We start from the raw sequence: 25,815 nt of genomic DNA, 5'->3' as shown, positions 1-25,815 counted from the left end.
TCGCGGGTCGCTGTGGTGCGGCACGCGCTCCACAACTGTAGTGACGACCGTCTGCGGATGATGTCACGAGAGTAATTGTTCCTGGCATACTGCCACCGTGTCGGAAATTGTGCGGGTGACCGCGTCGGATATTGCGTCGGCCGAGGAGCTGTTGGAGCCGGTCATGCGCCGGACCCCTGTGGTGGCCTCGCGAATTCTGTCGGATCTGACCGGCCACGAGGTGCGCCTGAAGTGCGAGAACCTGCAGCGCACCGGATCGTTCAAGCCGCGCGGGGCATACAACCGCATCGCCCGGCTCGACGCCGAGCAGCGCGCCCGCGGGGTCGTCGCAGCCAGTGCCGGCAATCATGCGCAGGGCGTCGCCTGGGCGGCGTCGCAGGTGGGGATCGACTCGACCGTGTTCATGCCGGTCGGAGTGTCGCTACCCAAGCTCGTCGCCACCAAGGCCTACGGCGCAACGGTTCATCTGGTGGGCAACACGGTGGACGAGGCACTGAAGTCGGCGCGGGAGTTCGCCGAACGCACCGGTGCCACTCTCATTCATCCGTTCGACCATCTCGACATCGTCGCGGGGCAGGCGACGCTCGGTACCGAACTGCTCCAACAGATGCCGGACGTCGGCACCATCGTGATTCCCACCGGCGGTGGGGGACTGCTGGCAGGCGTCGCCGCTGCGGTGAAGCTGACCAAACCCGATATCAGGATCGTCGGGGTACAGGCCGAGGGTGCCGCCGCATGGCCGGCGTCGCTGAAGGCGGGCCATCCCATCGCGTTGACATCGATGTCGACGATGGCCGACGGCATCGCGATCGGCCTGCCCGGATCGGTGCCGTTCGATCACGTGCAGGGCTGGGTCGACGACGTGGTGACCGTGAGCGAGGATGCGCTCTCTCGCGCGTTGGTGCTGTGCATCGAGCGAGCGAAACTCATCGTGGAGCCGGCGGGTGCCGCGGCGGTGGCAGCGCTGATGACGCATTCCGCGGACGAACTCGGATTGACCGGCTCCGTGTGTGCCGTCCTCTCCGGCGGGAACATCGACCCGCTGCTGCTCACCCACGTGATCACCCACGGTCTCCGGGCGGGTGGACGTTATCTCGCTGTACGCGTGACCATTTCGGACAAGCCGGGCGGACTCACCGGCGTACTCGGAGTGGTGCGTGACGCCGGGGCCAGCGTCGTCGACGTCGTCCACTCCCGTACCGGCGGACGCCTGGGCCTCGAGGAGGTCGACGTGATGCTCACCGTCGAGACCCGCGGACCCGACCATCGAGGTTCGGTGCTCGATGCCTTGGGTGCGGCCGGCTACGCGGTGCATGTCGAGAACTGACCCGGTTATCGAGACGACCGATTCAACGACGCAGGCTTCGACGGATCACCTGGCCGACACGTGAACCTGCGCTACGCATGAAGAACAGGGCCGGGGTCCAGTAGCTTCGTCGAATCGCTGTGTGCACGGCCCGCTGCAGGTCGAGGTCGGTGACACCGGACGCGTCCATCGCGGCGAGTGCGGTTCTCAGGTAGCCGCGATCGCGGCTTCTCAGATCCATTCGACGAATAGCGCGTATGTCGATGATCTCGGGGAACGTCGTGCACTGTGCGCCTGCGGCCGCCAACCCGATCCGGGTGCGAACGCATTTGGCGCATCTGCCGCAGTTGAAGGCTCCGTCGAGGTTCTCCCAGCAGACCCGCAGATGGTTCATCGCGGTCCGGTTCTCGCCGATCCGACGAATCTTGCCCAGACGGTGCAGTTCGAGTTCGTGGTGCTCGAACTCGACTGTGCCACTCGACCACAAGGGGTCGAGGTCGGGATGAGAGCCCCACGGTGTGAGTTCCTCGCGGCAGTTCGACGACGGGATGATGACAGTGCTCAGGTGTTGCGACAACGCCAGACCGACGTGCGCCAATGCGGCACCATGAAAGTCGTATCCCCAGTCGAGCGGTAGTCGGTCGCCGAAGGCCGACCTCATCGTGGTCTTGACCTCGATCAACGGTTTGTTCAACTCCGCCGCCGACTCCCTCGCTGCGGCCGAGGCTCTGGCCGCCAGGTTCTCGTCGTCGACATCGATGTCGAAACCGTGCACGAAGATCAGGTGAGTGATGCGATCCGATTCCGTGATCGCCGAGTAGAAGCTGTCGACGCCGCCGCTGAAGAAGCACCCCACTCCTGTCGCGCCGGTGGCGACTCGGCCGGGTTCGGCGGAGATCGACACTTCTCGAAAACGCTTGGGATACCAGTCGAGGAAGACCTTCTGAGCCCCGGACGCACCTCGAAGCGCGGTCGAATCCACGGGGCCGTCGAACGTGATGTCCCAACCCTTGCGCATTCCGGCCGTCAGGAGCGGCGGAAGCCAGGGGGTGGCGGAATGGTCGAGCGAATAATTGGACTCCGTCGTCACTCGAGTCTCGACACCCGACGGAGTCGTTATTCGCGCGGTGATGCGGTCGGCGTCGGTGCCTTCGACATGCACCGCCATCGGGCTGATCACGGTGGAGAGTGTGCCACAGGGAGAGTTGTCCAGGCCGGATTCGTCTCGACGGGCACCTTCAGGACCGGCTGGTAGCTTGAGCAGCGACTTGAACCAGGACATCGGTGGGAGATATTTGCATGGCTCGGCTCGTCGCGATCGTCTCCGCTGTCCTGGGAATCCTGTTGACGATCGCGATACCGCTGTTGCCGATCGAGCAACAGCAGTCCTCGCTGACCTGGCCGCAGGGCGAGACGATCGGCAGCGTCGAAGCTCCGCTCGTCGGCTACACCCCCATCGGCGTCGACGCGACGATTCCGTGTGCTGCCGTCGAACAGTTGCCCGGCGGCGGTCTGTTGTTGTCGACCTCGCCCAAGGGATCGCCCGACGCCTATCGCTACGGTCTCGTTGCCGAGGTGACGGGCGGTGAGGCATCTCAACTGAAGGTGACGTTGCGTGATTCGGTCCTCCTCGAGAAGCCGGTCTCCGAACTGACCGACTGCGCGTTGACGATCACCTCGAACGGTACGGCGACCACGGTCGGGCTGACCGATGCCGAGACCACCACTCGCGAGGGCGATGTTCGGCCGCAGCTGGTCGGAGTCTTCAGCGATCTTCGAGGCACCGTCGACGGCCTCACGCTGACAGCCCAGCTCGACAGTCGATTCTCGTCGACCCCGAGCGCGCTGAAGTGGTTCGCGATGATCGTCGGTGTGCTCGCCACGGGCATCTCGCTGGTGGCGCTGCACCGCCTCGACCTGTCCGACGGCAGGCGCGCCCGACGCTTCCTCCCTCGTCGATGGTGGACGTTCGGCGTGGCCGACGGCGTGGTGATCGGGACCCTGCTGGTGTGGCACCTCATCGGTGCGAACACCTCCGACGACGGTTACCAGCTGGGCATGGCGCGCACGGCCGATCACGCCGGGTACATGGCCAACTACTTCCGCTACTTCGGCGTTCCCGAGACACCTTTCGGCACACCGCTGTACGACATGTTCACCCTCCTCTCGCACGTCTCGACGGCCAGCGTGTGGATGCGGTTGCCGACGCTGATCTGCGCTGTCGTGGCATGGCTCGTCATCAGCCGCGAGGTGATCCCGCGGTTCGGTGCGGCCGCTCGCGCGTCGAAGACGGCGCTGTGGACCGGCGGTCTGGTGATGCTCGCGTTCTGGCTGCCGTACAACAACGGCTTGCGCCCTGAGCCGTTCGTGGCGCTCGGAGTGTTGCTGACGTGGTGCTCGGTGGAGCGCTCGATCGCCACCCGCAGGTTGCTGCCCGCAGCCGCGGCGATTCTGATCGCGGCGTTGACGGTCACGTGCGGACCCTCCGGATTCATCTGCTTCGCGCCGTTGATCGCCGGGGCTCGACCGGTGTTGCAGATCGTCGTCGCCCGCGCGCGTGACTTGGGCTATCGAACACCGGGCAGCACGACACTGGGAGCGGTGACGCTGCTCGCCCCGCTGGTCGCGTCGGGCACGGTTGTATTGGTGTTCGCGTTCGGCAACCAGACCGTGGCGGGCATGCTCGAGATGCAGCGTGTGCACAATGCGGCCGGTCCGAGCCAGGCCTGGTTCGACGAGTACCTGCGCTACCAGTGGCTGATGAACCTGGACATCGACGGCTCGCTCGCGCGTCGCTTCGGGGTGTTCGTCATGATCGTCTCGCTGATCGCAGTGGTCGTGGCGATGCTGCGCAAGGGCGGCAAGATCCCCGGTACCGCAACGGGTCCGGCACGGCGGATCGTCGGCATCACCGTCGGCGCGATGGCCCTGATGATGATCACCCCAACCAAGTGGACCCACCACTTCGGTGTCTTCGCCGGACTCGCTGCATCGGTTGCAGTACTGGCAGCGGTGGCGACCGGTGCCGCGGTGCTGCGTTCGCGACGCAACCGACTCCTGTTCGCTGCTGCGGTCTCGTTTCTGCTGGCCGTCGCGTTCACCGGAACCAACGGCTACTGGTACGTATCGGCGTGGGGAGTTCCGTTCTGGGACAAGCCGATCCTCGTTGCCGGCCTGGGCATCTCGACCATGTTCCTCGGCCTGACCCTGCTGCTGTTGCTCGCAGCGGTTTGGTTCCATCTTCGTGCGCCCTATGTGCGCACCGACACTCCGATGGCACGTTGGTGGTCGGTGCCGCCGATCGCGGTGGCGGCCGCTCTGATGGTGCTGCTGGCCGTGGCATCGATGGCCAAAGGCGCGGTGGCGCAATGGCCGTCGTACTCGATCGCGAAGTCGAACCTCTCCGCGCTGGCCGGTAACACGTGCGGTCTCGCCAACGACGTACTGCTCGAAACCGACCCCAATGCCGATGTGCTGCAACCGGTGAGCGGCGACGCATTCGCCGCGCTGGGTGCCGAGAACGACGGATTCACCCCGAACGGCGTTGCGGGTGATCTGACGGCCGACAAGGAGGCGTCGGCATCGGGTACCTCGAACACCGTCGACACCGAGGAGCAACAGCAGCCGGCGTCGACCACCGGTGCCGGAACCGGTGGCAGCGCACTGCCGTACGGCCTCGATCCGGAGTCCGTGCCGGTGCTCGGCTCGTTCGGGTCCGACACCCCCGCCACGCTGACGACCGGCTGGTACGCGTTGCCTGCCGATCCGGGCGACCTGATCTCCATCGCCGCTGCCGGACGCATCCGCTCGGTGGACTCCGACGGCATCGTCACCTACGGGCAGAGCCTCGAACTCGAGTACGGAGTGGACGGGCAGGCGCAGGGGCGGGTGACGCCCATCGACATCGGTCCGACGCCGTCCTGGCGCAACCTGCGTGTACCCATGGATCGGATTCCGGCCGGCACCAACATGATTCGCCTGGTGCTCTCCGACACCGATCGCGATCCCGACCAGTGGTTGGCGATCACGCCGCCCCGAGTTCCGCGTACTCAGACGCTGAACGAGGTCGTCGGCCGTGACGCTCCGGTGATGCTCGACTGGGAGGTCGGGTTCAACTTCCCGTGCCAGCATCCGTTCGACCATCGTCTCGGGGTTGCCGAAATTCCGCATTACCGGGTACTGCCGGACCGCAGCGGTGCCGTCATCACCAACGCGTGGCAGGACCACTTCGGCGGCGGGCCGCTCGGGTGGATCGACATCGTTGCCTCCGCCCGCACCATCCCGTCGTACCTGTCCGGCGACTGGGACCGCGACTGGGGGGCGATCGAGCAGTACACCCCGTACGACGAATCGGCGCAGGCGGCGCAGATCACAGCAGAAGAGGTGCAGCGTTCGGGTCTGTGGACGCCCGGTCCGATCAAGACCGGTTAATCTCTACGCGTTCGGAAGTCCTTACACCGACCAGGAGAGAAACGGGGATAGGGCAATGGCGAACGCTATAGAAGTAGAGGACCTCGTACTTCGGTACGGCAAGAACGTCGCGCTCGACGGGATCGATTTCACCGTTCCAGAGGGCACGGTGCTCGGTGTGCTCGGCCCCAACGGTGCCGGAAAGACCACGGCGGTCCGTATTCTCGCCACCCTGCTGCAGGCGACATCGGGCTCGGCCAGAATCTTCGGACTCGACGTGCATTCGCAGGCGAACGAGGTGCGGAGCACGATCGGACTGACCGGCCAGTTCGCGGCCGTGGACGAGTACCTGACCGGGTACGAGAACCTCGAGATGGTCGGCCGACTGTTCGGCCTGCGCAAGGCCGAAGCCAGGAAGCGCGCCGACGAGCTGCTCGTGCGCTTCGACCTCGAGTACGCCCGTGACCGCACCGCCAAGCAGTACTCGGGAGGTATGCGTCGGCGACTCGACATCGCGGCCAGCCTGATCGGGCGACCACGAGTGGTGTTCCTCGACGAACCCACCACCGGACTCGATCCGCGCAGCCGGATCACCATGTGGGAGTTCATCGCAGATCTCGTCCGTGATGGAACCACCATTCTGTTGACCACCCAGTACCTCGAAGAGGCCGACCGGCTGGCCGATTCGATCATCGTGTTGAACAAGGGCAAGATCATCGCCCGCGGCACCGCGGACGAGCTCAAGGCGCAAACGGGCGGGGAGCGAGTCGAATTCGTGCTCACCGATCGATCTCAGGCCGATCGCGCGATGCAGATCCTGGCCCCGATCGGCGTCGAGCCGCCCACCCTCGACGATCAGGTCGGCCGGATCGTCATGCCCGTCAACGGGGGATCGAAGGACCTGTCGACCGCACTGGTCGAGCTCGAAACGAACGGAATCGAGGTCGTCGACGTCGGTCTGCGGCGGCCGAATCTCGACGATGTGTTCCTGAGTCTGACCGGTCAGACCACCGGCGAGCCCGAGACGGCGGAGGAAGAGAAATGAGCAACGTCCTTCTGGATTCCGCGATCATCACCAAGCGAAATCTGATCAAGCTCAAGCGAGTTCCCGATCTGCTGTTCTTCGCCACGCTCTCCCCGATCATGTTCGTCCTGCTGTTCGCCTATGTCTTCGGCAGCGCGATCGAGGTTCCCGGCATCGACTACAAGAGTTTCCTGATGGGCGGCATCTTCGTGCAGACGATGATCTTCGGTGCCTCCATCACCGGGTCCTCGCTGGCCGAGGATCTGCAGAAGGGCGTGATGGATCGGTTCCGGTCGTTGCCGATGGCACGTTCGGCCGTCGTCATCGGGCGCACCGCCGCCGATGTCGGAAACAACATCGTGACCATCACGATCATGTCGATCACCGGCCTGATCGTGGGTTGGCGAATCACGTCGTCGTTCTTCGACGCTCTGCTCGGGTACGTCCTGCTGCTGCTGTTCGCCTATTCGATCTCGTGGGTGATGGCGCTGGTGGGCTTGATCGTGCGCTCGCCGGAGATCTTCAACAACGCGTCGTTCATCGTGATCTTTCCGCTGACGTTCATCGCCAACACCTTCGTCCCGATCGACAACTTCCCCAGCGTGCTCAAGACGATCGCCGAGTGGAATCCGATCTCGTCGGTGACGCTGGCGGTGCGAGAGCAGTTCGGCAACACCAACCCGATGGCACCGCCGCCGGAGGTCTGGCCACTGCAGAACCCCGTGCTCTACACCCTGATCTGGGTGGTGTTGATGCTCGTGGTGTTCGTGCCGCTGTCGGTACGCAAGTACCAGAAGACGATGACCGCCTGACATCGACGCAGAAAAGCACCCCCGGTCGCTCGGCGACCGGGGGTGCTTCGATGTCTTCTGGGGAAAGGCTTACGTGTGGTACGGCTCCGCGCTGACGAGCGTGACCTTCATGGTCTTGCCGTTGGGCAGCGTGTACTCGCGGGTGTCGCCGACCTTGGCGTCGATGAGCGATCCGCCCAGCGGTGACGCGGGGGAGTACACCTCGAGCTTGTTGTCGCGGGCACCCTCTTCGCGAGTGGCGATCAGGAACGTCTCCGTGTCGGACTCGTCGCCGTCGTAGTAGACCTTGACGACGGACCCGGGCAGTGCGACACCGGACTGAGTGGGTGCCTCGCCGACCTTCGCGTTGTTGAGCAGCTCCTGCAGCTGGCGGATACGTGCTTCCTGCTGGCCCTGCTCCTCACGCGCAGCGTGGTAGCCGCCGTTCTCCTTCAGATCGCCCTCTTCGCGACGCTCGTTGATCTCGGCGGCGATGACGGGGCGATTGGAAATGAGCTGGTCGAGTTCGCTCTTGAGCCTGTCGTGTGATTCCTGGGTAAGCCAGGTCACCTGGGTCTCGGTCATCTCGATCACTCCCTCGTAGTCGGAATCTCGAGTTCGGATTCCGGTTTCTGAGCAGGTAGGGCACGCAACGAACAGGGGACTCCAATGGTTGGATCCCCTTGGTCGGCCCACATCCTGGAGCCGTCGTCGTCGTTCGCAGGTGAACCCTGCCCGCAATGCAGCAATACACGGCACCTACTGCGGTGGCCGTGTATGGGCCGAGCTTACCACGAACAGGCAGTTCGCCTATCGGGCTCGTAAATATTCGGGAACATCGAGGCTGCAGCCGTAGACGTCGCCGACGGCGGGTGCGGCCGACGTCGTCACCTCGGTGGTCATCTCCACGGTGGTCGACGCCGACTCCGGCGGGATGTACACCTCACGTCTACCGGTCTCGGAGCCGTCGCGCGATCGGGCGCGGACGATGCACACGGCCGGTTGCTCGGGATCCTGCCGGGTGACGCTGAACCTGATCGACATCGTCTGCTCGTCGACGATGTCGAACGAGAGCTGACTGCCCTCGATGGGTTTGACCGAGAACTTGCTGTACGCGTAGTAGGCCACACCCGTTCCGACCAGCAGGACCAACGCCACGAGTGCGATCTTCGTCGCACGTTTCGGGGCCTGCCGAACGCCGCTCGGACCGGAACCCGACGGGTATCTACCTGCGGGAAGTGCGTTGGTCATGTCAGCTCTCGGGGTCGATTCGGGGGTGCCGCTGGGTGCCTGTCGGCATCAGGTGGAACTATAGGTCAGGCAAGAACCAGGCGAATCCGAGGTGAGGAAGAACGTGTCCGGACTGCGGCTCATGGCAGTGCATGCCCATCCCGACGACGAGTCCAGCAAAGGTGCTGCGACAACGGCTCGCTACGCGGCCGAAGGGCACGAGGTTCTGGTCGTCACGCTCACCGGCGGCGAGCGGGGCGACATCCTCAATCCGGCGATGGACATTCCGGGTGTGCACGAGCGCATCCGGGACGTTCGACGCGAGGAGATGGCGGAGGCCGCCCGCATCCTGGGCGTCCGCCAGACGTGGCTCGGCTTCGAGGATTCCGGGTTGCCCGAGGGCGATCCTCTACCGCCTCTCCCCGATGGCTGTTTCGCGCTGGTCCCGTTGGAGGTCTCCACCGAGGCGTTGGTGAAGGTGGTGCGCGAGTTCAAGCCGCACGTCATCACCACCTACGACGAGCGCGGCGGTTACCCGCATCCCGACCACATCCGCTGCCACGAGGTCTCGATGGCCGCTTGGGAGGCCTCGGGCGATCCCGAACGCTTCCCCGACGCCGGTGAGCCCTGGACTCCGCTCAAGCTCTACTACTCGCACGGGTTCATCCGTAAGCGCATGCAGCTCTTCCACGATTGGTTCATCGATCGCGGCGAGGAGAGCCCGTTCGTCGACTGGCTCAAGCGTTGGGACGGACAGCGCGACGAGATCATGGGTCGCATCACCACGCAGGTCACCGTCGGTGACTGGTTCGAGCAACGCGACGACGCACTGCGCGCACACGCGACGCAGATCGACCCCAACGGGTCGTTCTTCGCCGTGCCGCTGGACGTGCAGCGCAAGCTGTGGCCCACCGAGGAGTTCGAGTTGGCTCGCACTCGGGTCACGACGTCGCTGCCCGAGACGGACCTGTTCGCCGGAATAGAAGAGACCACCGAATGATCGTGTCGATCCTCGCCCAGCAGCCCACCGGTCCCGAGTTCGGTAAGTCATCGCCGATCGGCCTGGTGATCCTGGTTGCGCTGCTGGTCGGAACGGCACTGTTGATCTGGTCCATGAACAAGAAGATCAAGCGTCTGCCCGCCACGTTCGAGAAGGAGGATCCGACGTTGGATCAAGCCCTCGACGAAGGCACCGACCGCGGCGGGATCGCAGATCCGTCCCCGCCGGAACGGACTCGAACCGAACCCGCCGCCACCGACGAGCCCTGATGCTCGACGCCAATGCCCTCGGTGAGTCCACCAGCCCGTATCTGAGGCAGCACGCGGACAACCCGGTGCACTGGCAGCAATGGGGACCGCAGGCTCTGCAGTCCGCCCGTGATCGCGATGTTCCCATCCTGCTGTCGATCGGATACTCGGCGTGCCACTGGTGCCACGTCATGGCTCACGAGTCGTTCGAGGACGAGGCGACCGCGGCATCGATGAACGAGCATTTCGTGTGCATCAAGGTCGATCGCGAAGAACGACCCGACCTCGACTCGGTGTACATGAACGCCACCGTCGCGATGACCGGCCAAGGGGGGTGGCCGATGACGTGTTTCCTGACCCCCGACACCGAGCCGTTCTACTGCGGAACGTACTTCCCGCCGGCCCCGCGTCAGGGAATGCCGTCGTTCCAGCAGTTGCTCACCGCGATCGCCGACACCTGGTCGACGCGGCGACAGGAAGTGTTCGACGCCTCCGCCGACATCGTCACCGAACTGCGCAAACACAGCGCAGGCGTGCCCGCGGGTGGACGCCCGATCGACGCCGATGCTCTGGCGGCCTCGGTCTCGGCGATCTGCGCGGACGAGGACACCACCTACGGCGGCTTCGGCCGGGCACCGAAGTTCCCACCCGGCGCGCTGCTCGAAGGTCTGCTTCGCCACTACGAGCGCACCGGCGATACAAAGGTCCTCGGCGTCGTTCGCCGTACCGCGTCGGCCATTGCACGCGGTGGCATCTACGACCAGCTGGGCGGGGGATTCGCGCGCTACTCCGTCGATGCCGAGTGGGTCGTCCCGCACTTCGAGAAGATGCTCTACGACAACGCGCTGCTGTTGCGGTTCTACGCGCACGCGGCCAGGGTCGACGACGATGCGCTCGCCCGGCGGGTGGCGTCGGACACTGCGGAGTTCATGCTCCGTGAACTACGCACGGACAACGGTTGTTTCGCGTCGGCCCTCGATGCCGACACCGAAGGCATAGAGGGTCTGACCTACGCGTGGACCCCGGAGCAACTGATCGAGACTCTCGGTTTCGAGGACGGCGTCTGGGCAGCGGGGTTGTTCGCGGTGAATTCGGCAGGCACGTTCGAGGCAGGTATGTCGGTACTGCAACTGCCCGCCGAACCCGAGGACTACGACCGGTTCGCCCGGGTGCGCGGAGCACTGTCGGCCGCTCGCGCGACTCGGCCCCAACCCGGCCGCGACGACAAGGTCGTCACCGCATGGAACGGGTTGGCGATCACCGCGCTGGTCGAGGCCGGAACCGGGCTGGGGCAGCCGCGTTGGGTCGACGCGGCAGTCGAGTGCGGCGAGCAGCTGTTCGCCGGCCACGTCGAGTCCGGGCGGGTCCGCCGTGCCTCTCTCGGCGGAGCGGTGGGTGAGGCCATCGGTGTGCTCGAGGACTACGCGTGTCTCGCGGTCGCCGCGGCGGCGCTGTTCCAGGCCACCGGAGATTCGGTCTGGTCCGAGCGCATGACGTCGATCATCGACGCCGCGGTCGAGCACTTCGCCGACCCCGACGACGTCGGCGGCTGGTTCGACACCGCCGACGACGCCGAGACTCTCGTGACCCGCCCTCGTGACCCGATCGACGGGGCCACCCCGTCGGGAGCATCCACGATGGCCGAGGCACTGCTCACCGCAGCTGCATTGGTCGATCACAGCTCCTCTGCGCGTTACGCCGAACTGGCGGCTGCGTCGCTGGCACGATCGGCGTCGATTCTCGAACGAGCGCCCAGGTCCGGCGGGCACTGGCTGGCGGTCGCAGAAGCGTCCGTTCGTGGCCCGATCCAGATTGCGGTGTCGACGGCACCCGGCGGTGATCTGCTCTCGGTCGTGCGGGCGCTTGCTCCTGGCGGTTCGGTCGTGGTGGCAGGCGTGACGGATTCGTCGGCGCTGCTGACCGACCGTCCACCCGTCGACGGCCTCGAAACGGCGTACGTGTGTCGTGGCTTCGTGTGCGACCGTCCTGTGACGTCTGCCGAAGATTTGCCGTTCGTACTGCAGAGGTGACGACGCTCGTCGATGCTTCGACGGGAGAACAGTACTGTTGCCGGGAGTTTCCTCGGCCTGGGGTGGTCGAACGTCTGTCAAGGGATCGACGGTGTCATGAGTGAAGGTGTCATGAATGAGGGTGTGATGCGTGCGGGCACCGTGTACGAGGCAGTGACCGACGAACAACGCGCTGCTGTCGCCGAGTTCGTGGCCGCGGTTCCGATGGCGGCCATGGTGCATTCGATGCAGTACGAGGTCGTCGGTGCAAACATCCTGTGCGAGGGTGTGCTCGGGTGCGCGGTGGACGACATGGTCGGTCGACCCGTTGCGGATTTCGTGCCGCTCGGCGATCGCGCGTCCGCGACGCGCATCGCGGTCGAACTCGAGCACCGGTATCCCGATGCGGGCTCCGCCGATCAGGGTCGACCGATCGGAGCGCTGCGTCGAGTGCGCCGCGGCGACGGGGAGGTCGTCTCCTGCTGGATGCATGTCGGAATCGCGAAGATCGCCGGGCGTCGGTTCATCGTCGCGCTGCTGGATCTGGTCAATCCCGTCGCGGACGACACCGTTCGTTGGCGCGATCGCGCCGAGCGCGACGAGTTGACCGGATTGCTGCGACGTGGGCCCTTGCTCGCCCACGTCGACGAATGGATCGTCGAGGATCTGCCGGTCGCTCTGGCATTCGTCGACGTCGACAGGCTGAAATCGATCAACGACGTGCACGGTCACGCTGCGGGCGACGCCATTCTGGAGGCAGCAGGACGTCGCCTGCACCAGTGGTCGCCGCGCGGGAGCGTCGTCGGTCGGTACGCGGGAGACGAGTTCGTGTTCGCCGTGTCGTTCGACGGGGCGAAGGGGACCGACAGCGCCCATATCGCGGATTCGGTGAGGTCGGCGATCTGCGGAGAGCCGGTGCCGTTCGGATCGAATCTGCTCGGGGTGTCGGTGAGTGTCGGCGTTGCCGTGCGTGAGCCGGGGGAGTCGAGAGATCGACTGATTCAGCGCGCCGACGCACTGATGTATCGAGACAAGGCAGCTCGAAGCACCTGAGGGCGGATCAGAACAGTACGAGCCACACGGCGACCAGGTGGCAGGTTGCCGCCAGGACCGTCGCGGCGTGGAAGAACTCGTGATGGCCGAAGGTGGTGGGCCAAGGATTCGGCCACTTGGTGGCGTACAGCACGGCCCCGACGCTGTAGAACACCCCGCCCACGAGCAGCAACAGAAACGGTGCGAAGCCGACGTGCTCGATCAGCGCGGGTGCGACCGGGACGATCGCCCAGCCGAGGAGTAGGTACAGCGGTACCCCGACCCATCGGGGAGCTGTGGGCCACAACATCTTCAGTGCCACCCCGGCGAGGGCCCCGACCCACACGACGACGAGCAGCACGCGTCCGGTCGAGGCGGGTAGACCCAGCACGGCGAACGGGGTGTAGCTACCTGCGATGAACAGGAAGATCATCGAATGATCGGCGCGCTTCATCCAGATCTGCGACGCCGCGGTTTTCCAGTGCACGCGATGGTAGGTGGCACTGACCCCGAACACGCCGCAGACGGTGACGGAATACACGCTCACGGCCACACCCGCACTGACCGAGACCATGCTGAACGCGAGGGTGACGAGGGTGATCGCGCACACCACCGCCACGCCGAACGCGTACAGGTGAATCCAGCCGCGCATACGTGGTTTGACGGGAATCTCGTCCAGTCCGAACATCGTCATGAAAGATGACCTCTCCGTACCGCCGGCGAAACCTACGCCACCGTAGGTTCTGACGCTACTGTACCGGCGACCGGCTCGCAGACGTCGGCGTAAGGTGATCCTTCGTGGTGATGAGAGCAGCGGTGACGAAGCAGTGGTGATCATTCCGCAGAAGGTCCGCGGCGTTCTCTACAACGTGTACGAGCGGCGTCTGCTGAGCCAGCTCGAAGGGGTTCAGCACCCTCGGCACGTGGCGGTGATGTGCGACGGCAATCGCCGCTGGGCGCGCGAGAACGGGTTCACCGACGTCGCGCACGGGCACCGGATGGGAGCCCTGAAGATCGCCGAGATGCTCGGCTGGTGTGACGCGGCCGGAATCGAGATGGCCACCATCTACCTGCTCTCCACCGAGAACCTGCGCCGAGATGCGGACGAATTGGATTCACTGCTCGACATCATCACCGACGTCGTCGAGGAGATCTGCGGACCCGAGATGAACTGGGGCGTCAAACTCGTCGGCACCCTCGATCTGCTCCCCGCGTCGACCGCGCGTCGGCTCAAGGAAGCAGCAGCGCTGACCGAGGGACGATCCGGAACGCACGTCAATGTCGCCGTCGGATACGGCGGGCGGCAGGAAATCGCCGACGCCGTGCAGTCCCTGGTCAGCGAGAAGATCGCCGAGGGCGTCAGCGGCGACGACCTGGTGGCGTCGATCAACGTCGACGAGATCGGCAGTCACCTCTACACCTCCGGCCAACCCGATCCGGATCTCGTCATCCGCACCTCGGGCGAACAGCGACTGTCCGGCTTCCTGCTGTGGCAGAGCGCGTACTCGGAAATCTGGTTCACCGAGGCCTACTGGCCCGAATTCCGTCGCGTCGACTTCCTGCGTGCGCTGCGCGACTTCGCGGCCAGACACCGACGTTTCGGTATCTGATCGAGTTCGGCACTACAGCTTACGAAGCCGCAGCCGGTTGATCGCGTGGTCGTTGTCCTTGCGCAGCACCATCGTCGCTCGCGGTCGCGTGGGCAGGATGTTCTCCACCAGGTTGGGCAGGTTGATCGAATGCCACAGATCCTCGGCCGCGATCTGCGCGTGGTCGTCGGACAGGCCTGCGTAGTGGTGGAAGTGCGAGGACGGATCGGTGAAGGACGTCTTACGCAATGCGAGAAAGCGTTTGACGTACCAACTCTCGATGTCCTCGATCCGCGCGTCGACGTAGATCGAGAAGTCGAACAGATCCGAGACCATCAACCGTGGTCCGGTCTGTAAAACGTTGAGCCCCTCCACGATCAGGATGTCCGGCTGACGGACCATGTGGTACTGGCCCTTGACGATGTCGTACGAGACGTGCGAATAAACCGGTGCGCCGACCTCTTCGGTACCGGACTTGACCTCGGTGACGAATCTGAGCAGTTTGCGCCTGTCGTAACTCTCGGGAAATCCCTTGCGGTGCAGTATGCCTCGACGCATGAGCTCGGCCGTCGGATACAGGAATCCGTCGGTGGTGACCAGATCGACCCGCGGATGGTGGTCCCATCGAGCCAGGAGTGCCTGCAGCACACGGGCCGTCGTCGACTTGCCGACGGCGACACTGCCCGCGACACCGATGACGAACGGGACCTGACGGTCGGGGTGCTTCTCGCCGAGGAACGTCGCGGTCGCGGCGAAGAGTCGTTGCCGAGCCGCGACCTGGAGGTGAATCAGTCGTGCCAGCGGCAGATAAACCTCCGCCACCTCGTCGAGATCGATCTGTTCACCCAGACCACGCAGACCGACGAGTTCTTCCTCGGTCAGCACCAACGGCGTGGATTGGCGCAGCGTGCGCCACTGCACACGGTCGAACTCGACGTACGGACTGGACTCGCTCACGCACCGCTCCAACAGGTCGGAGCTGCGGAGGGTTCGGCTGAGCTCCTGTCGAGCGCGAGTCGCATGGTTCCAGATTGTGCTCGGTGCCGGTCGATCGCGCACGGGCGGGGTCGTTCGCCGTACTAGGGTTCGGTTATGGATGCTGCTTCCCTCGTTCGTGAATACCTGCTGCTGGGCCTGAGTTTCGACCGGCTCGAAGACGGATTCGTCGACGCGTACACCGGCGATCCCGAGTTACGTCGTATCACCGAGAACGCCCCCGCGCCCGAGCCGCGTGAGCTGATCCGTCGGTCACAGACACTGCGCGCCGAGCTCGGCAACGTCGATCTGACGCCCCAGCGCACGACGTTCCTGGACGTCCACCTGCGCGCACTCGAATGCTCGGCACGCAAGTTCGCAGGCGAGGACATCGGCTTCGTCGACGAGGTCTACGCCTACTTCGACGTCCGAATCTCCGCGGGCGATCAGGACCAGTACCTGCAGGCACACCGCATGATGGACGAGGTCCTCGCCGGTCCCGGGTCGCTGGGCGAACGGTTGATCGCGCATCGCCGAGCCGACGTGATTCCGGCCGACCGACTGCAGGACTGTGTCGAGGCGTTCTCGTCCGCACTGCGCGACCGCGTCCGCGCCGAGTACACACTGCCCGACACCGAGAAAGTGACCTACGAGGTCGTCGGCGACAAGCCGTGGTCGGGGTTCAACTACTACCTCGGTGACTACCGGTCGACCGTCGCGATCAACTCCGACATCGAGCAGCAGATGGCCAACCTGCCGCACCTGATCGCGCACGAGTCCTATCCCGGCCACCACACCGAGCACTGCCGCAAGGAGACCGGCCTGGTCGGTGCAGGCCAGCTGGAGCAGACGCTGTTCCTGGTCAACACCCCGCAGTGCTTGATGGCCGAGGGCCTGGCCGATCACGCCCTCGGGGCCATCGTGGGCGAGGGCTGGGGCCTGTGGGCGCAGGAGATCTACGCCGATCTGGGTCTGCGGTTCGACGGCGACAAGGCCGAGCGTCTCGCGGCCGCGTCGAGCCGGCTGCTGGGGGTGCGCCAGGACGCCGCGCTGCTGCTGCACGATCAGCACAAGAGCGAGGACGACGTAGCCGCCTACCTGGAGCGATGGTCGTTGGCATCGCCGCAGCGCGCCCGGCACAGCCTGCGGTTTCTGTCCTCCCCGCTGTGGCGGGCGTACATCAGCACGTACGTCGAGGGCTACAAGCTGCTGGCCGGCTGGCTCGACCGTGGCGAGACGGCGAGTGAGCGCGCACAGCTGTTCGGCAGGCTGCTCGACGAGCCACTGACACCCGGTGCAGTGCGCGTCTCGTAAACTGGCCGAGCCCCCTTCATTCTGCTGTCCCTTTGGAGACTCCTGTTATGACTGACGTCAACAACCTGTCACTGGCCGAACTCGATCCCGAGGTCGCCGAGGCGATGGCCGGTGAGCTGGGGCGTCAGCGCGACACTCTCGAGATGATCGCCTCGGAGAACTTCGTCCCCCGCGCGGTGTTGCAGGCCCAGGGCAGCGTCCTGACCAACAAGTACGCCGAGGGCTACCCCGGTCGCCGCTACTACGGCGGTTGCGAGCACGTCGACATCGTCGAGGATCTCGCGCGCAACCGCGCGAAGGAACTCTTCGGTGCCGAGTTCGCCAACGTGCAGCCGCATGCAGGCGCACAGGCCAATGCCGCGGTGCTGATGGCCCTGATCAACCCGGGCGACAAGATCATGGGCCTCGACCTGGCGCACGGCGGCCACCTCACGCACGGCATGAAGCTCAACTTCTCGGGCAAGCTCTACGAGGTCGAGTCGTACGGGGTGTCGAAGGAAGACCACCGGATCGACATGGACGAGGTGCGCAAGCAGGCCATCGCCGCCAAGCCGCAGGTGCTCATCGCCGGCTGGTCTGCCTACCCGCGCCACCAGGACTTCGCTGCGTTCCGCTCCATCGCCGACGAAGTGGGCGCACTGCTCTGGGTGGACATGGCGCACTTCGCCGGACTCGTCGCCGCAGGCGTGCACCCCTCGCCCGTGCCGTACGCGGACGTCGTCTCCTCGACCGTGCACAAGACCCTCGGTGGACCCCGCTCCGGCATCATCCTGGCCAAGAAGGAATGGGCCAAGAAGCTCAACTCCGCAGTGTTCCCCGGCCAGCAGGGCGGGCCGCTGATGCACGCCATCGCTGCCAAGGCCGTCGCCTTCAAGATCGCTGCGACACCCGAATTCAAGGAACGCCAGGAACGCACCCTCCTCGGTGCATCGCTGCTCGCCGATCGCCTCACCGGTGCCGACGTCGCCGACAAGGGCATCTCCGTCCTCACCGGCGGCACCGACGTGCACCTCGCGCTCGTCGACCTGCGCAACTCCGAGCTCGACGGCCAACAGGCCGAGGACCTCCTGCACGAGGTCGGCATCACCGTCAACCGCAACGCAGTGCCCTTCGACCCGCGTCCGCCGATGGTCACCTCCGGCCTGCGCATCGGCACCGGCGCACTGGCAACCCGCGGATTCGGCGAGGCCGAGTTCACCGAGGTGGCCGACATCATCGGCACCGCCCTGGCCACCGGCGAGGCCAGCGATTCCCTCAAGGACCGCGTCGTGAAGTTGGCACAGAGCAAGCCACTGTACGAGGGCCTCGAAGACTGGGGACTGCTGGGCTGACCCAGCACTCGCGCCCACCCGGTCCGCGTGAATGGACCATTGCACCGCTCGGACGAATGCAGTGGTCCATTCACGCAGAACCCTGGTCTGGGTCAATGGACCATTGCAGCGCCCAGACGTATGCAGTGGTCCATTGACGCATCCGGGGAGGGCACTCTCGGCACCGCTCGATTGCCGACCTGGGTCGATTCGGCCGTAACGCGTTGTTCACCGACACGCCAGACTTCCAACGAGCCGAACCTCGATTTCGGCGGTACCGTCGGCAGTAACAGGCAGCGGGGAAGCTACCTGTGCGGGAGGTTCTGATACGTGACTGAGCTAGTGAGCGCGAGAGGGCCGGTACCCGGTCCTCGTGTCACCTGACACATCGGACCCGACCGGCCGAGCGACAGAGTTTGCGCGGTACCGCGCAGACGTAGGAGCCCCACGTGACCACTTCACGCTCCGTTTCCGCCCCTCTTCGGACATTCGTGCTCGATACCTCGGTCCTGCTTTCGGATCCGTGGGCAGTCATCCGGTTCGCCGAGCACAATGTGGTACTTCCGCTGATCGTCATCAGCGAGTTGGAGGGCAAACGCCACCATCACGAATTGGGATGGTTCGCGCGGGAATCCTTGCGCATGCTCGACGACCTGCGCGTCGAGTTCGGTCGACTCGACCAGCCGGTTCCCATCGGAACATCGGGCGGCACACTGCAAGTCGAGCTCAATCACACCGATCCCTCGGTACTTCCCGTCGGATTCCGCACCGACTCCAACGATTCTCGAATCCTCGCCTGTGCCCTCAATCTGAAGGCAGAGGGCAAGGACGTCGTGCTCGTCAGCAAGGACATTCCGTTGCGCGTCAAGGCCGGTGCCGTCGGTCTCCCCGCCGACGAATACCACGCACACGACGTGGTGCCGTCCGGTTGGACCGGAATGACCGAACTCGAAGTACCGTCCGACGCAGTCGACACGCTGTTCAACGACGGCGTCATCGACCTCGTGGAAGCGCGAGACCTGCCGTGTCACACGGGAGTTCGACTGCTTGCCGGACGGCAGAGTGCACTGGGTCGCGTCACGCCGGACAAGCAGATCCAACTCGTGCGCGGCGAACGTGAGGCGTTCGGCCTGCACGGCCGTTCGGCGGAACAGCGAGTGGCGCTGGATCTTCTGCTCGACGAGAGCATCGGCATCGTCTCGCTCGGCGGAAAAGCAGGCACCGGTAAGTCCGCTCTGGCGCTGACCGCCGGACTGGAGGCCGTTCTCGAACGTCGCTCGCACCGCAAAGTCGTTGTCTTCCGGCCTCTCTACGCCGTCGGTGGCCAGGAGCTCGGCTACCTCCCCGGTAGCGAGAGCGAAAAGATGGGCCCCTGGGGTCAGGCGGTCTTCGACACCCTCGAAGGGCTCGCGAGCCCGGAGGTGATGGAGGAGGTCATCGCCCGCGGAATGCTGGAAGTGTTGCCACTGACGCACATTCGCGGCCGATCGCTGCACGACTCCTTCGTGATCGTCGACGAGGCGCAGTCACTCGAACGCAACGTGCTGCTGACGGTTCTGTCCCGGCTCGGTTCGGGCTCACGCGTCGTACTCACCCACGACGTCGCTCAGCGAGACAACCTGCGCGTCGGACGACACGACGGCGTCGCTGCAGTGATCGAAAAGCTCAAGGGCCACCCACTTTTCGCGCACATCACCCTCACCCGCAGCGAACGTTCACCCATCGCGGCACTGGTGACGGAAATGCTCGAAGAGTTCGGGCCTTCGGGAGCCTGACCCCCCTGGGAGCGTGGAGCCTGCGGGTCGTTCCGCAGGCTCCACTCCTGCCTTCAGGGTCGTTCCGCAGGCTCCACTCCTGCCTTCAGGGTCGTTTCGCAGGCTCCACTCCTGCCTTCAGGGTCGTTTCGCAGGCTCCACTCCTGCCTCGTACCCCACTACGAAGTTCCGCTCACAGGGGTCACTGGCCGAGCACGGCCCGGAATGCCCCTCGCACAAACCCTTTCAGGAAGTCGACATTGTCGAAGTAGTCCCGCCACACGGCTACTTTGCCGTCGCGCAGCTCGAAGGTTCCGCACACCCAGAACTCGATTCGGAGTCGTCGCCAGATCAGCACATCGGTGCGCTCGGTGAGCACGACGTCTGCGTCTGCAGCGATGTTGTGCACGATCACGTCGAAGCCGAACGCAGGCTTGGCGAGCGTCGCCATGAACCTGCCCACGTTCGAGTGGCCGCGAACCTTCGGTAAGCCGACGTTGTGCCACACGACGCGTTCGTCGAGGAGCGACATGGCGCGCTCGGTGTCTCGACTTCTCAACGCGTCGAACAGATCTACTACGGTTTCGGTTGCCTGCTGTGTGTCGGTCACTTGGTGAATCGTCCCAATCCATCGCCGTCGAAGAACTCCAGGGTCAGCGTGTTCCCGTCGAACGTCGCCTCGGAAACGGTTCCGTCGGGTGCATTCTCACCGGTCGGCTCGAACGTGAACGTATCACCGTCCCAGGGCGACAACTCGTAGGAGGTTCCGTTCGGCCCGATGGCCAACACCAGTTTCCCGTTGACCTCCGTTATCGTCGCAGGCCCCCAATAGCTGTTCTGGTACACCCCTGTGTACGACGTGAGAGGTTGTGGTGCAGCGGCATTCGTGGGCGGGGTCTTGCCTGCGAGCTCGCCCTCCGGTTCGCTCATGCCGGCAAAGGCGTTCTTGTACAGCGTTCGCCAGTCCTCCCGCACCTCGCCGAACTGGACGAGGTCAGCGAACTCGGCGGTCACCGTTTCGGCGATGCCGATGGGTGCGGCATTGGTCAGTACGACGATGGCCACGTCGAGGGATGGAATCCAGACGAAGTTGGTGCCCGCTCCGAGCGCGAATGCTCCCGAATGGCTCACCGTCGTGCGACCGGCCGCACTGGTGGAGACGTTGAATCCGTAGCCGTAGTAGCCGGCGCGTGAATCCGGTGTCTCCGACGGGCTCGAGACGATCTGCGCGCTGATCGCGGGCAGGAGGGCTTCGGGGTCCACGAGCTGTCGTCCGTCGTGGTTTCCGTCGGCGATCAGCATCGTCAGCCACTTCGCGAGGTCGTTCACCGAGGAACTGACGCCACCGGCCGGGGTCTGTGGATCGGGTTCCCGCTGGTACTTCGCCACGTACTCGCCGTCGACGAGTACGTGGGGTACGGCCCGGTCGGCCCGAGCGATGTAGTCCGCGAACGACGAGCTGGTCGAGGTCATGCCGAGCGGGCCGTAGATCGTGTCCTGGCTGAGGGTGTCCCAGTCCTTGCCCGACGCCGCAGCGACGGCCTCGGCCGCAGCCGTGATGCCGAAGTTGGTGTAGTGGTACGTGGAGCGGAACGGGTCGAGGGGGACCTCGCGCAGGCGTTCGAGAATCTGTCTGCGGTCGTAACCGAGGTCCTCGAGCAGATCGCCTTCGTGCTCGGGCAGCCCGCTTCGATGCGCATAGAAGTCGCCGACCGTGACGTTCTGGGTCACCCACGGGTCGTCGAGCGCGAACCACGGCAATTCCGAGACCACCGGAGTCGACCAGTCGACCACGCCCGCTCCCACCTGGGACGCGATGACCGTCGCACCCACCGATTTGGACAGCGACGCCAACTGGAACACCGAGTCACCGTCGACGGGGTCGTCCGAGCCCACTTCGCGGACGCCGAACCCCTTCGAGTAGACGACGTCGGATCCGTGCACGACGGCTATGGCCATCCCGGGGATGTTCGACGATGCCATCAGCTCCTCGGCGATGCCGTCGAGCTTGCCGACGGCATCGTCGACGCGGCCGGCCGGAACATCGACGCCCGCGACCTGACCTGGGGACAGGTCACTGGTCGGCGCGGGCTCGGATGTCGGGGGACTGTCTGCGGTCGGTGCGTCGTTCGAGCATCCGACCAGCACGATCAGAGAGCACACAGCAACAAGACACAGAGAATTTCGACCCGACCGCATCACGAGGAGTCCTCACTTCGATGATTGGATGCACATGAGAATAGACCCGCAACGACCTGGCGTTAGGAGAATTCACAATGGTCAGGGGCGCGACGTCGGGCACTCGGGCGCAGGCGCTACGGTTACCGCATGTCTACGAACCTGTCCGACGGTGATCTGCTGGTCCGTTTGGAGCCCGCGGTCGAAGAGAATCTACGACGCCACATCGAGGCAGCGAGCGATTGGCACCCCCATGACCTCGCGCCGTTCGACGACGGCAAGAACTTCGCGTTCCTCGGTGGCGAGGACTGGTCGCCCGAGCAGTCGCATCTCAGCGATGTCGAAATCCTGTCCGCCACGGTCGGCGTGCTGGTGGCCGACAACCTGCCTGCGTACCACCGCGAACTGGCCCACGCGCTCACCGGCCTCGGTGCCTGGTGGAAGTGGACCGGCCGATGGACGTCGGAGGAGAACCGGCAGTCGATAGTGTTGCGCAACTTCCTGGTGCTCACCCGCGCAGTCGATCCGGTCGCCCTGGAGCGGGTACGGATGGAGCACATGACGCTCGGATACGATGCGCCCAGTCAGCATCTGCTCGACATCCTGGCGCATTTCGCCATCGAGGAGGCCGCTGCCGCCCTGCGTAACCGCAACACCATCGCTCTCGGCAAGGATCCGGTGTTGGCCACCATCCTCGGCAAGATCGCCGACGACGACGCCCTGCAGTCGACGTTCTACGCCAATATTCTGAACGAGGCCTTCGCCGTGGTTCCCGATCAGGCCGCCCGCGCCATCGCAGACCGGATCAACGGATTCAAGATTCCCGAGGTCGACCTGCCGGACCGCGGCAGCAGCACCGCCGCTCTCGCCGAAGCCGGAATCTACGACGCCGATCAGGAACGCGAGAAGGTGTTCAAGCCGCTGCTCGCGGGCTGGAAGATCTTCGATCGCACCGATCTGGGCGAGGACGGCCTGAAGGCACGCGAGGAACTCGCTCACCTCGCCTGATTGTTCGGCCCCTTTCGAAAGCGTGAATGGTCCATTGCACACGTCTCGGCGGTGCAATGGACCATTCACGCGTTCAGGGGTTCGGCGGGCGAACGGGAAAGCTAGTCCTTGACCTTCGCCATGGCGAGGACGTCGAGGCGCTTGTCGAGTTCGGCTTCGCTGAGCTTGTCGCCGATCAGTCCGCGGTCGATGACCGTCTGACGGATCGTCTTCTTCTCCTTCAGTGCCTGCTTGGCAACGGCGGCGGCTTCCTCGTAGCCGATCGCGGAGTTCAGCGGCGTCACGATGGACGGCGAGGACTCGGCGAGGGTCTTGAGGTGCTCGACGTTGGCTTCGAGGCCGACGACACACTTGTCGGCGAACAGTACCGAGACGTTGGCGAGCAGCTTGAACGACTCGAGCACGTTGCGCGCCATCATCGGGATGTACACGTTGAGCTCGAATGCGCCCGACGCGCCGCCGAATGCGACTGCGGCGTCGTTGCCGATGACCTGAGCTGCGACCTGCGTAACAGCCTCGGGCAGAACGGGATTGACCTTGCCGGGCATGATGGAGCTACCGGGCTGCAGGTCGGGGAGGGCGATCTCGCCGAGTCCGGTGAGCGGTCCCGATCCCATCCAGCGAATGTCGTTGGCAATCTTGGTCAGTGAGACCGCGATGGTGCGCAGTGCGCCCGATGCCTCGACGAGTCCGTCACGTGCGGCCTGCGCCTCGAACGAATCCTTGGCGGCGGTCAGTGCGTCGATGCCGGTCGACTCAACCAGTGCGGCAACGACTTTCGGGCCGAAGCCGTCGGGTGCGTTGAGTCCGGTGCCGACGGCGGTGCCGCCGATGGGCAGTTCACCGAGCCGCGGCAGGGTGGCCTCGACGCGTTCGATGCCTGCTTCGATCTGACGGGCGTAACCGCCGAATTCCTGACCGAGGGTGACCGGAACGGCGTCCATGAGGTGGGTGCGGCCGGACTTGACGACGTGCTTCCACTCCGTTGCCTTGGTCACGAGAGCCTCGTGGAGGTGACGCAGTGCGGGCACGAGCGACGTCACGGCTGCCTCGGTGGCGGCGACGTGAGTGGCCGTCGGGAACGTGTCGTTGGAGGACTGCGACATGTTCACGTGGTCGTTGGGGTGCACCTCGACGCCTGCCGCCTTGGCGATCGACGCGATGACCTCGTTGGCGTTCATGTTCGAGCTGGTGCCCGAGCCGGTCTGGAAGACGTCGATCGGGAACTGGTCGTCGTGCTTGCCGTCGGCGATCTCGGTTGCGGCGGCGATGATCGCGTCGGCCAGCGTGCCGTCGAGCAGACCGAGGTCTTTGTTGACCTGCGCGCAGGCTGCTTTGAGCAGGCCCATCGCGCGAATCTGAGTGCGCTCGAGCGGACGGCCCGAGATGGGGAAGTTCTCCACGGCACGCTGCGTCTGGGCACGCCAGAGCGCATCGATAGGAACGCGAACCTCTCCCATCGTGTCGTGCTCGATCCGGAACTGCTGTTCGTTCTCTGTCATTGACCTCTTGCCTCGGTAGGGGAGCGGAAACTTCGTCGAGCGGACGGTCAGAAGGACGGGATGGCGCCGGAGGTGTCGCCGTCGAAGTCGATGGTCGAGTACTCCTTGAGCTTGTTGAGCTGGTGGTACGCGTCGATCATGCGGACGGTGCCGGACTTCGAGCGCATCACGATGGACTGCGTGTGTGCACCGCCGCCCGAGTATCGGACGCCCTGGAGCAGGTCGCCGTCGGTGACGCCGGTCGCGGTGAAGAAGACGTTCTCGCCCGAGACCAGATCTTCGGTGGACAGGACGCGATCGAGATCGTGTCCGGCGTCGATCGCCTTCTGGCGTTCGTCGTCGTCGGTCGGAGCCAGCATGCCCTGGTGCACGCCGCCCATGCAGCGCATCGCGGCCGCCGCGATGATGCCTTCGGGAGTTCCGCCGGTGCCCATGAGGATGTCGATGGGGGAGGTGGGTCGGGCGGCGGCGATGGCACCTGCGACGTCGCCGTCGGAGATCAGACGAATGCGAGCGCCGGTGTCGCGCACCTGCTGGATCAGTTCGGCGTGCCGGGGTCGGTCGAGGATGCACACCGTGACGTCGGAGGAGGATCCCTTCTTGATCTTGGCGACGCGCGCGATGTTCTCCGCGACCGGTGCGGTGATGTCGATGACGTCGGCGAAGTCGGGTCCGACGGCGATCTTCTTCATGTAGAAGACGGCGGACGGATCGAACATGGCACCGCGCTCGGCGACCGCGAGAACGGAGATGGCGTTGGGCATGCCCTTGGCCATCAGCGTTGTGCCGTCGACGGGATCGACGGCGAAGTCGACCTCGGGGCCGTTGCCGTTGCCGACCTGTTCGCCGTTGTAGAGCATCGGCGCTTCGTCCTTCTCGCCCTCGCCGATGACGACGACGCCGCGCATCGAGACCGAGCTGACCAACTGACGCATGGCGTCGACTGCTGCTCCGTCGCCACCTTCCTTGTCGCCGCGACCGACCCAGCGACCCGAGGCGAGCGCACCGGCCTCGGTGACGCGTACGAGTTCGAGTGCGAGGTTGCGATCTGGCGCCATGGCGCGAGTGGACTCGGTGCTGGCCGTCATCGGTTTGTAGCCTCCTGGTTGGTGGGGTGTTACCCAGGCGCGATTAT

Annotated in this window: 22 protein-coding genes; 13 read left to right on the top strand and 9 right to left on the bottom strand. The window is 65.1% G+C overall.

The features are described 5' to 3' along the window. Nucleotides 1-163: 163 nt before the first annotated feature. Entirely contained in the window at nucleotides 164-1,327 is a 1,164-nt protein-coding gene (gene ilvA, locus CH274_RS26115) for a threonine ammonia-lyase (RefSeq protein ID WP_217901372.1), read from the top strand. Between the two features lie 22 nt (nucleotides 1,328-1,349). On the opposite strand, the gene CH274_RS26110 is transcribed toward ilvA, so the two are convergent. After that, nucleotides 1,350-2,486 carry a hypothetical protein gene (locus CH274_RS26110; protein WP_256993696.1) on the bottom strand — a complete coding sequence of 379 codons (1,137 nt, stop codon included), beginning with the start codon at nucleotides 2,484-2,486 and terminating at the stop codon, nucleotides 1,350-1,352. A 119-nt stretch (nucleotides 2,487-2,605) separates the two neighbouring features. Here CH274_RS26110 and CH274_RS26105 point away from each other — a divergent pair, with 119 nt between their 5' ends. Genes CH274_RS26105 through CH274_RS26095 form a run of 3 tightly spaced genes read left to right on the top strand, consistent with a single transcriptional unit; the run spans nucleotide 2,606 to nucleotide 7,552 of the window. Beyond that, on the top strand, nucleotides 2,606-5,737 hold the full coding sequence (locus tag CH274_RS26105; RefSeq protein ID WP_094659346.1) for an arabinosyltransferase domain-containing protein: 3,132 nt from the start codon (nucleotides 2,606-2,608) through the stop codon (nucleotides 5,735-5,737). Between the two features lie 55 nt (nucleotides 5,738-5,792). Next, complete coding sequence (locus tag CH274_RS26100; RefSeq protein WP_032394016.1) at nucleotides 5,793-6,761, top strand: daunorubicin resistance protein DrrA family ABC transporter ATP-binding protein; 969 nt, start codon at nucleotides 5,793-5,795, stop codon at nucleotides 6,759-6,761. Beyond that, on the top strand, nucleotides 6,758-7,552 hold the full coding sequence (locus CH274_RS26095) for an ABC transporter permease (RefSeq protein ID WP_032394017.1): 795 nt from the start codon (nucleotides 6,758-6,760) through the stop codon (nucleotides 7,550-7,552). Before CH274_RS26100 ends, CH274_RS26095 begins: the two co-directional genes overlap by 4 nt. 69 nt (nucleotides 7,553-7,621) lie before the next feature. Here CH274_RS26095 and greA read toward each other — a convergent pair whose 3' ends face one another. Continuing rightward, nucleotides 7,622-8,116, bottom strand: a complete 495-nt coding sequence (greA, locus tag CH274_RS26090; RefSeq protein ID WP_032394210.1) for a transcription elongation factor GreA — start codon at nucleotides 8,114-8,116, stop codon at nucleotides 7,622-7,624. A 225-nt stretch (nucleotides 8,117-8,341) separates the two neighbouring features. After that, nucleotides 8,342-8,782 carry a DUF4307 domain-containing protein gene (locus CH274_RS26085; protein WP_045199113.1) on the bottom strand — a complete coding sequence of 147 codons (441 nt, stop codon included), beginning with the start codon at nucleotides 8,780-8,782 and terminating at the stop codon, nucleotides 8,342-8,344. A 103-nt stretch (nucleotides 8,783-8,885) separates the two neighbouring features. Between CH274_RS26085 and mca the strand changes: the two genes are divergently transcribed. From mca to CH274_RS26065, 4 genes are all read left to right on the top strand, one after another. Further along, nucleotides 8,886-9,761, top strand: a complete 876-nt coding sequence (mca, locus tag CH274_RS26080; protein WP_179275446.1) for a mycothiol conjugate amidase Mca — start codon at nucleotides 8,886-8,888, stop codon at nucleotides 9,759-9,761. Continuing rightward, nucleotides 9,758-10,030, top strand: a complete 273-nt coding sequence (locus CH274_RS26075; protein WP_032394020.1) for a hypothetical protein — start codon at nucleotides 9,758-9,760, stop codon at nucleotides 10,028-10,030. Before mca ends, CH274_RS26075 begins: the two co-directional genes overlap by 4 nt. After that, nucleotides 10,030-12,039, top strand: a complete 2,010-nt coding sequence (locus CH274_RS26070; RefSeq protein WP_094659345.1) for a thioredoxin domain-containing protein — start codon at nucleotides 10,030-10,032, stop codon at nucleotides 12,037-12,039. Before CH274_RS26075 ends, CH274_RS26070 begins: the two co-directional genes overlap by 1 nt. 111 nt (nucleotides 12,040-12,150) lie before the next feature. After that, on the top strand, nucleotides 12,151-13,071 hold the full coding sequence (locus tag CH274_RS26065) for a sensor domain-containing diguanylate cyclase (protein ID WP_179275864.1): 921 nt from the start codon (nucleotides 12,151-12,153) through the stop codon (nucleotides 13,069-13,071). Between the two features lie 7 nt (nucleotides 13,072-13,078). On the opposite strand, the gene trhA is transcribed toward CH274_RS26065, so the two are convergent. Then, nucleotides 13,079-13,744, bottom strand: coding sequence for a PAQR family membrane homeostasis protein TrhA (trhA, locus tag CH274_RS26060; RefSeq protein ID WP_032394022.1), 666 nt, complete (start codon nucleotides 13,742-13,744; stop codon nucleotides 13,079-13,081). Between the two features lie 133 nt (nucleotides 13,745-13,877). Here trhA and CH274_RS26055 point away from each other — a divergent pair, with 133 nt between their 5' ends. Beyond that, nucleotides 13,878-14,660 (top strand): isoprenyl transferase, encoded by a 783-nt coding sequence (locus tag CH274_RS26055; RefSeq protein ID WP_032394023.1) that lies wholly within the window; start codon nucleotides 13,878-13,880, stop codon nucleotides 14,658-14,660. 12 nt (nucleotides 14,661-14,672) lie between these two features. On the opposite strand, the gene coaA is transcribed toward CH274_RS26055, so the two are convergent. Then, entirely contained in the window at nucleotides 14,673-15,596 is a 924-nt protein-coding gene (gene coaA, locus CH274_RS26050; RefSeq protein ID WP_037191653.1) for a type I pantothenate kinase, read from the bottom strand. A gap of 135 nt (nucleotides 15,597-15,731) precedes the next feature. On the opposite strand from coaA, the gene CH274_RS26045 reads away from it, so the two are divergent. The 3 genes from CH274_RS26045 (at nucleotide 15,732) to CH274_RS26035 (ending at nucleotide 20,013) form a co-directional block, all read left to right on the top strand. After that, entirely contained in the window at nucleotides 15,732-16,928 is a 1,197-nt protein-coding gene (locus tag CH274_RS26045) for a DUF885 domain-containing protein (RefSeq protein WP_094659343.1), read from the top strand. Between the two features lie 47 nt (nucleotides 16,929-16,975). Further along, complete coding sequence (gene glyA / locus CH274_RS26040) at nucleotides 16,976-18,259, top strand: serine hydroxymethyltransferase (protein WP_032394025.1); 1,284 nt, start codon at nucleotides 16,976-16,978, stop codon at nucleotides 18,257-18,259. A 428-nt stretch (nucleotides 18,260-18,687) separates the two neighbouring features. Further along, nucleotides 18,688-20,013, top strand: coding sequence for a PhoH family protein (locus CH274_RS26035; protein ID WP_176459373.1), 1,326 nt, complete (start codon nucleotides 18,688-18,690; stop codon nucleotides 20,011-20,013). Nucleotides 20,014-20,194: 181 nt separating this feature from the next. Here CH274_RS26035 and CH274_RS26030 read toward each other — a convergent pair whose 3' ends face one another. Then, a complete protein-coding gene (locus CH274_RS26030) occupies nucleotides 20,195-20,602 on the bottom strand; it encodes a limonene-1,2-epoxide hydrolase family protein (protein WP_094659342.1) in 408 nt (135 codons plus the stop codon). Continuing rightward, nucleotides 20,599-22,191 carry a serine hydrolase gene (locus CH274_RS26025; protein ID WP_094659341.1) on the bottom strand — a complete coding sequence of 531 codons (1,593 nt, stop codon included), beginning with the start codon at nucleotides 22,189-22,191 and terminating at the stop codon, nucleotides 20,599-20,601. Before CH274_RS26025 ends, CH274_RS26030 begins: the two co-directional genes overlap by 4 nt. A 129-nt stretch (nucleotides 22,192-22,320) precedes the next feature. On the opposite strand from CH274_RS26025, the gene CH274_RS26020 reads away from it, so the two are divergent. Next, the gene (locus CH274_RS26020) at nucleotides 22,321-23,178 is read left to right on the top strand and encodes an acyl-ACP desaturase (protein WP_032394029.1); all 858 of its coding nucleotides are present in this window, start codon (nucleotides 22,321-22,323) and stop codon (nucleotides 23,176-23,178) included. A gap of 101 nt (nucleotides 23,179-23,279) precedes the next feature. Here CH274_RS26020 and CH274_RS26015 read toward each other — a convergent pair whose 3' ends face one another. Both CH274_RS26015 and glpX read right to left on the bottom strand, forming a co-directional pair. After that, nucleotides 23,280-24,680, bottom strand: a complete 1,401-nt coding sequence (locus tag CH274_RS26015; RefSeq protein WP_032394030.1) for a class II fumarate hydratase — start codon at nucleotides 24,678-24,680, stop codon at nucleotides 23,280-23,282. Nucleotides 24,681-24,727: 47 nt separating this feature from the next. Continuing rightward, nucleotides 24,728-25,768, bottom strand: a complete 1,041-nt coding sequence (gene glpX, locus CH274_RS26010; RefSeq protein ID WP_032394031.1) for a class II fructose-bisphosphatase — start codon at nucleotides 25,766-25,768, stop codon at nucleotides 24,728-24,730. Between the last annotated feature and the right edge of the window lie 47 nt (nucleotides 25,769-25,815).

Origin of the sequence: Rhodococcus sp. 06-418-5, assembly GCF_002258285.1 — a bacterium.
Classification (GTDB): Bacteria; Actinomycetota; Actinomycetes; order Mycobacteriales; family Mycobacteriaceae; genus Rhodococcoides.
The sequence above is the reverse complement of the archived record's forward strand: the minus strand, read 5'-3'. Positions and strand labels throughout refer to the sequence as shown.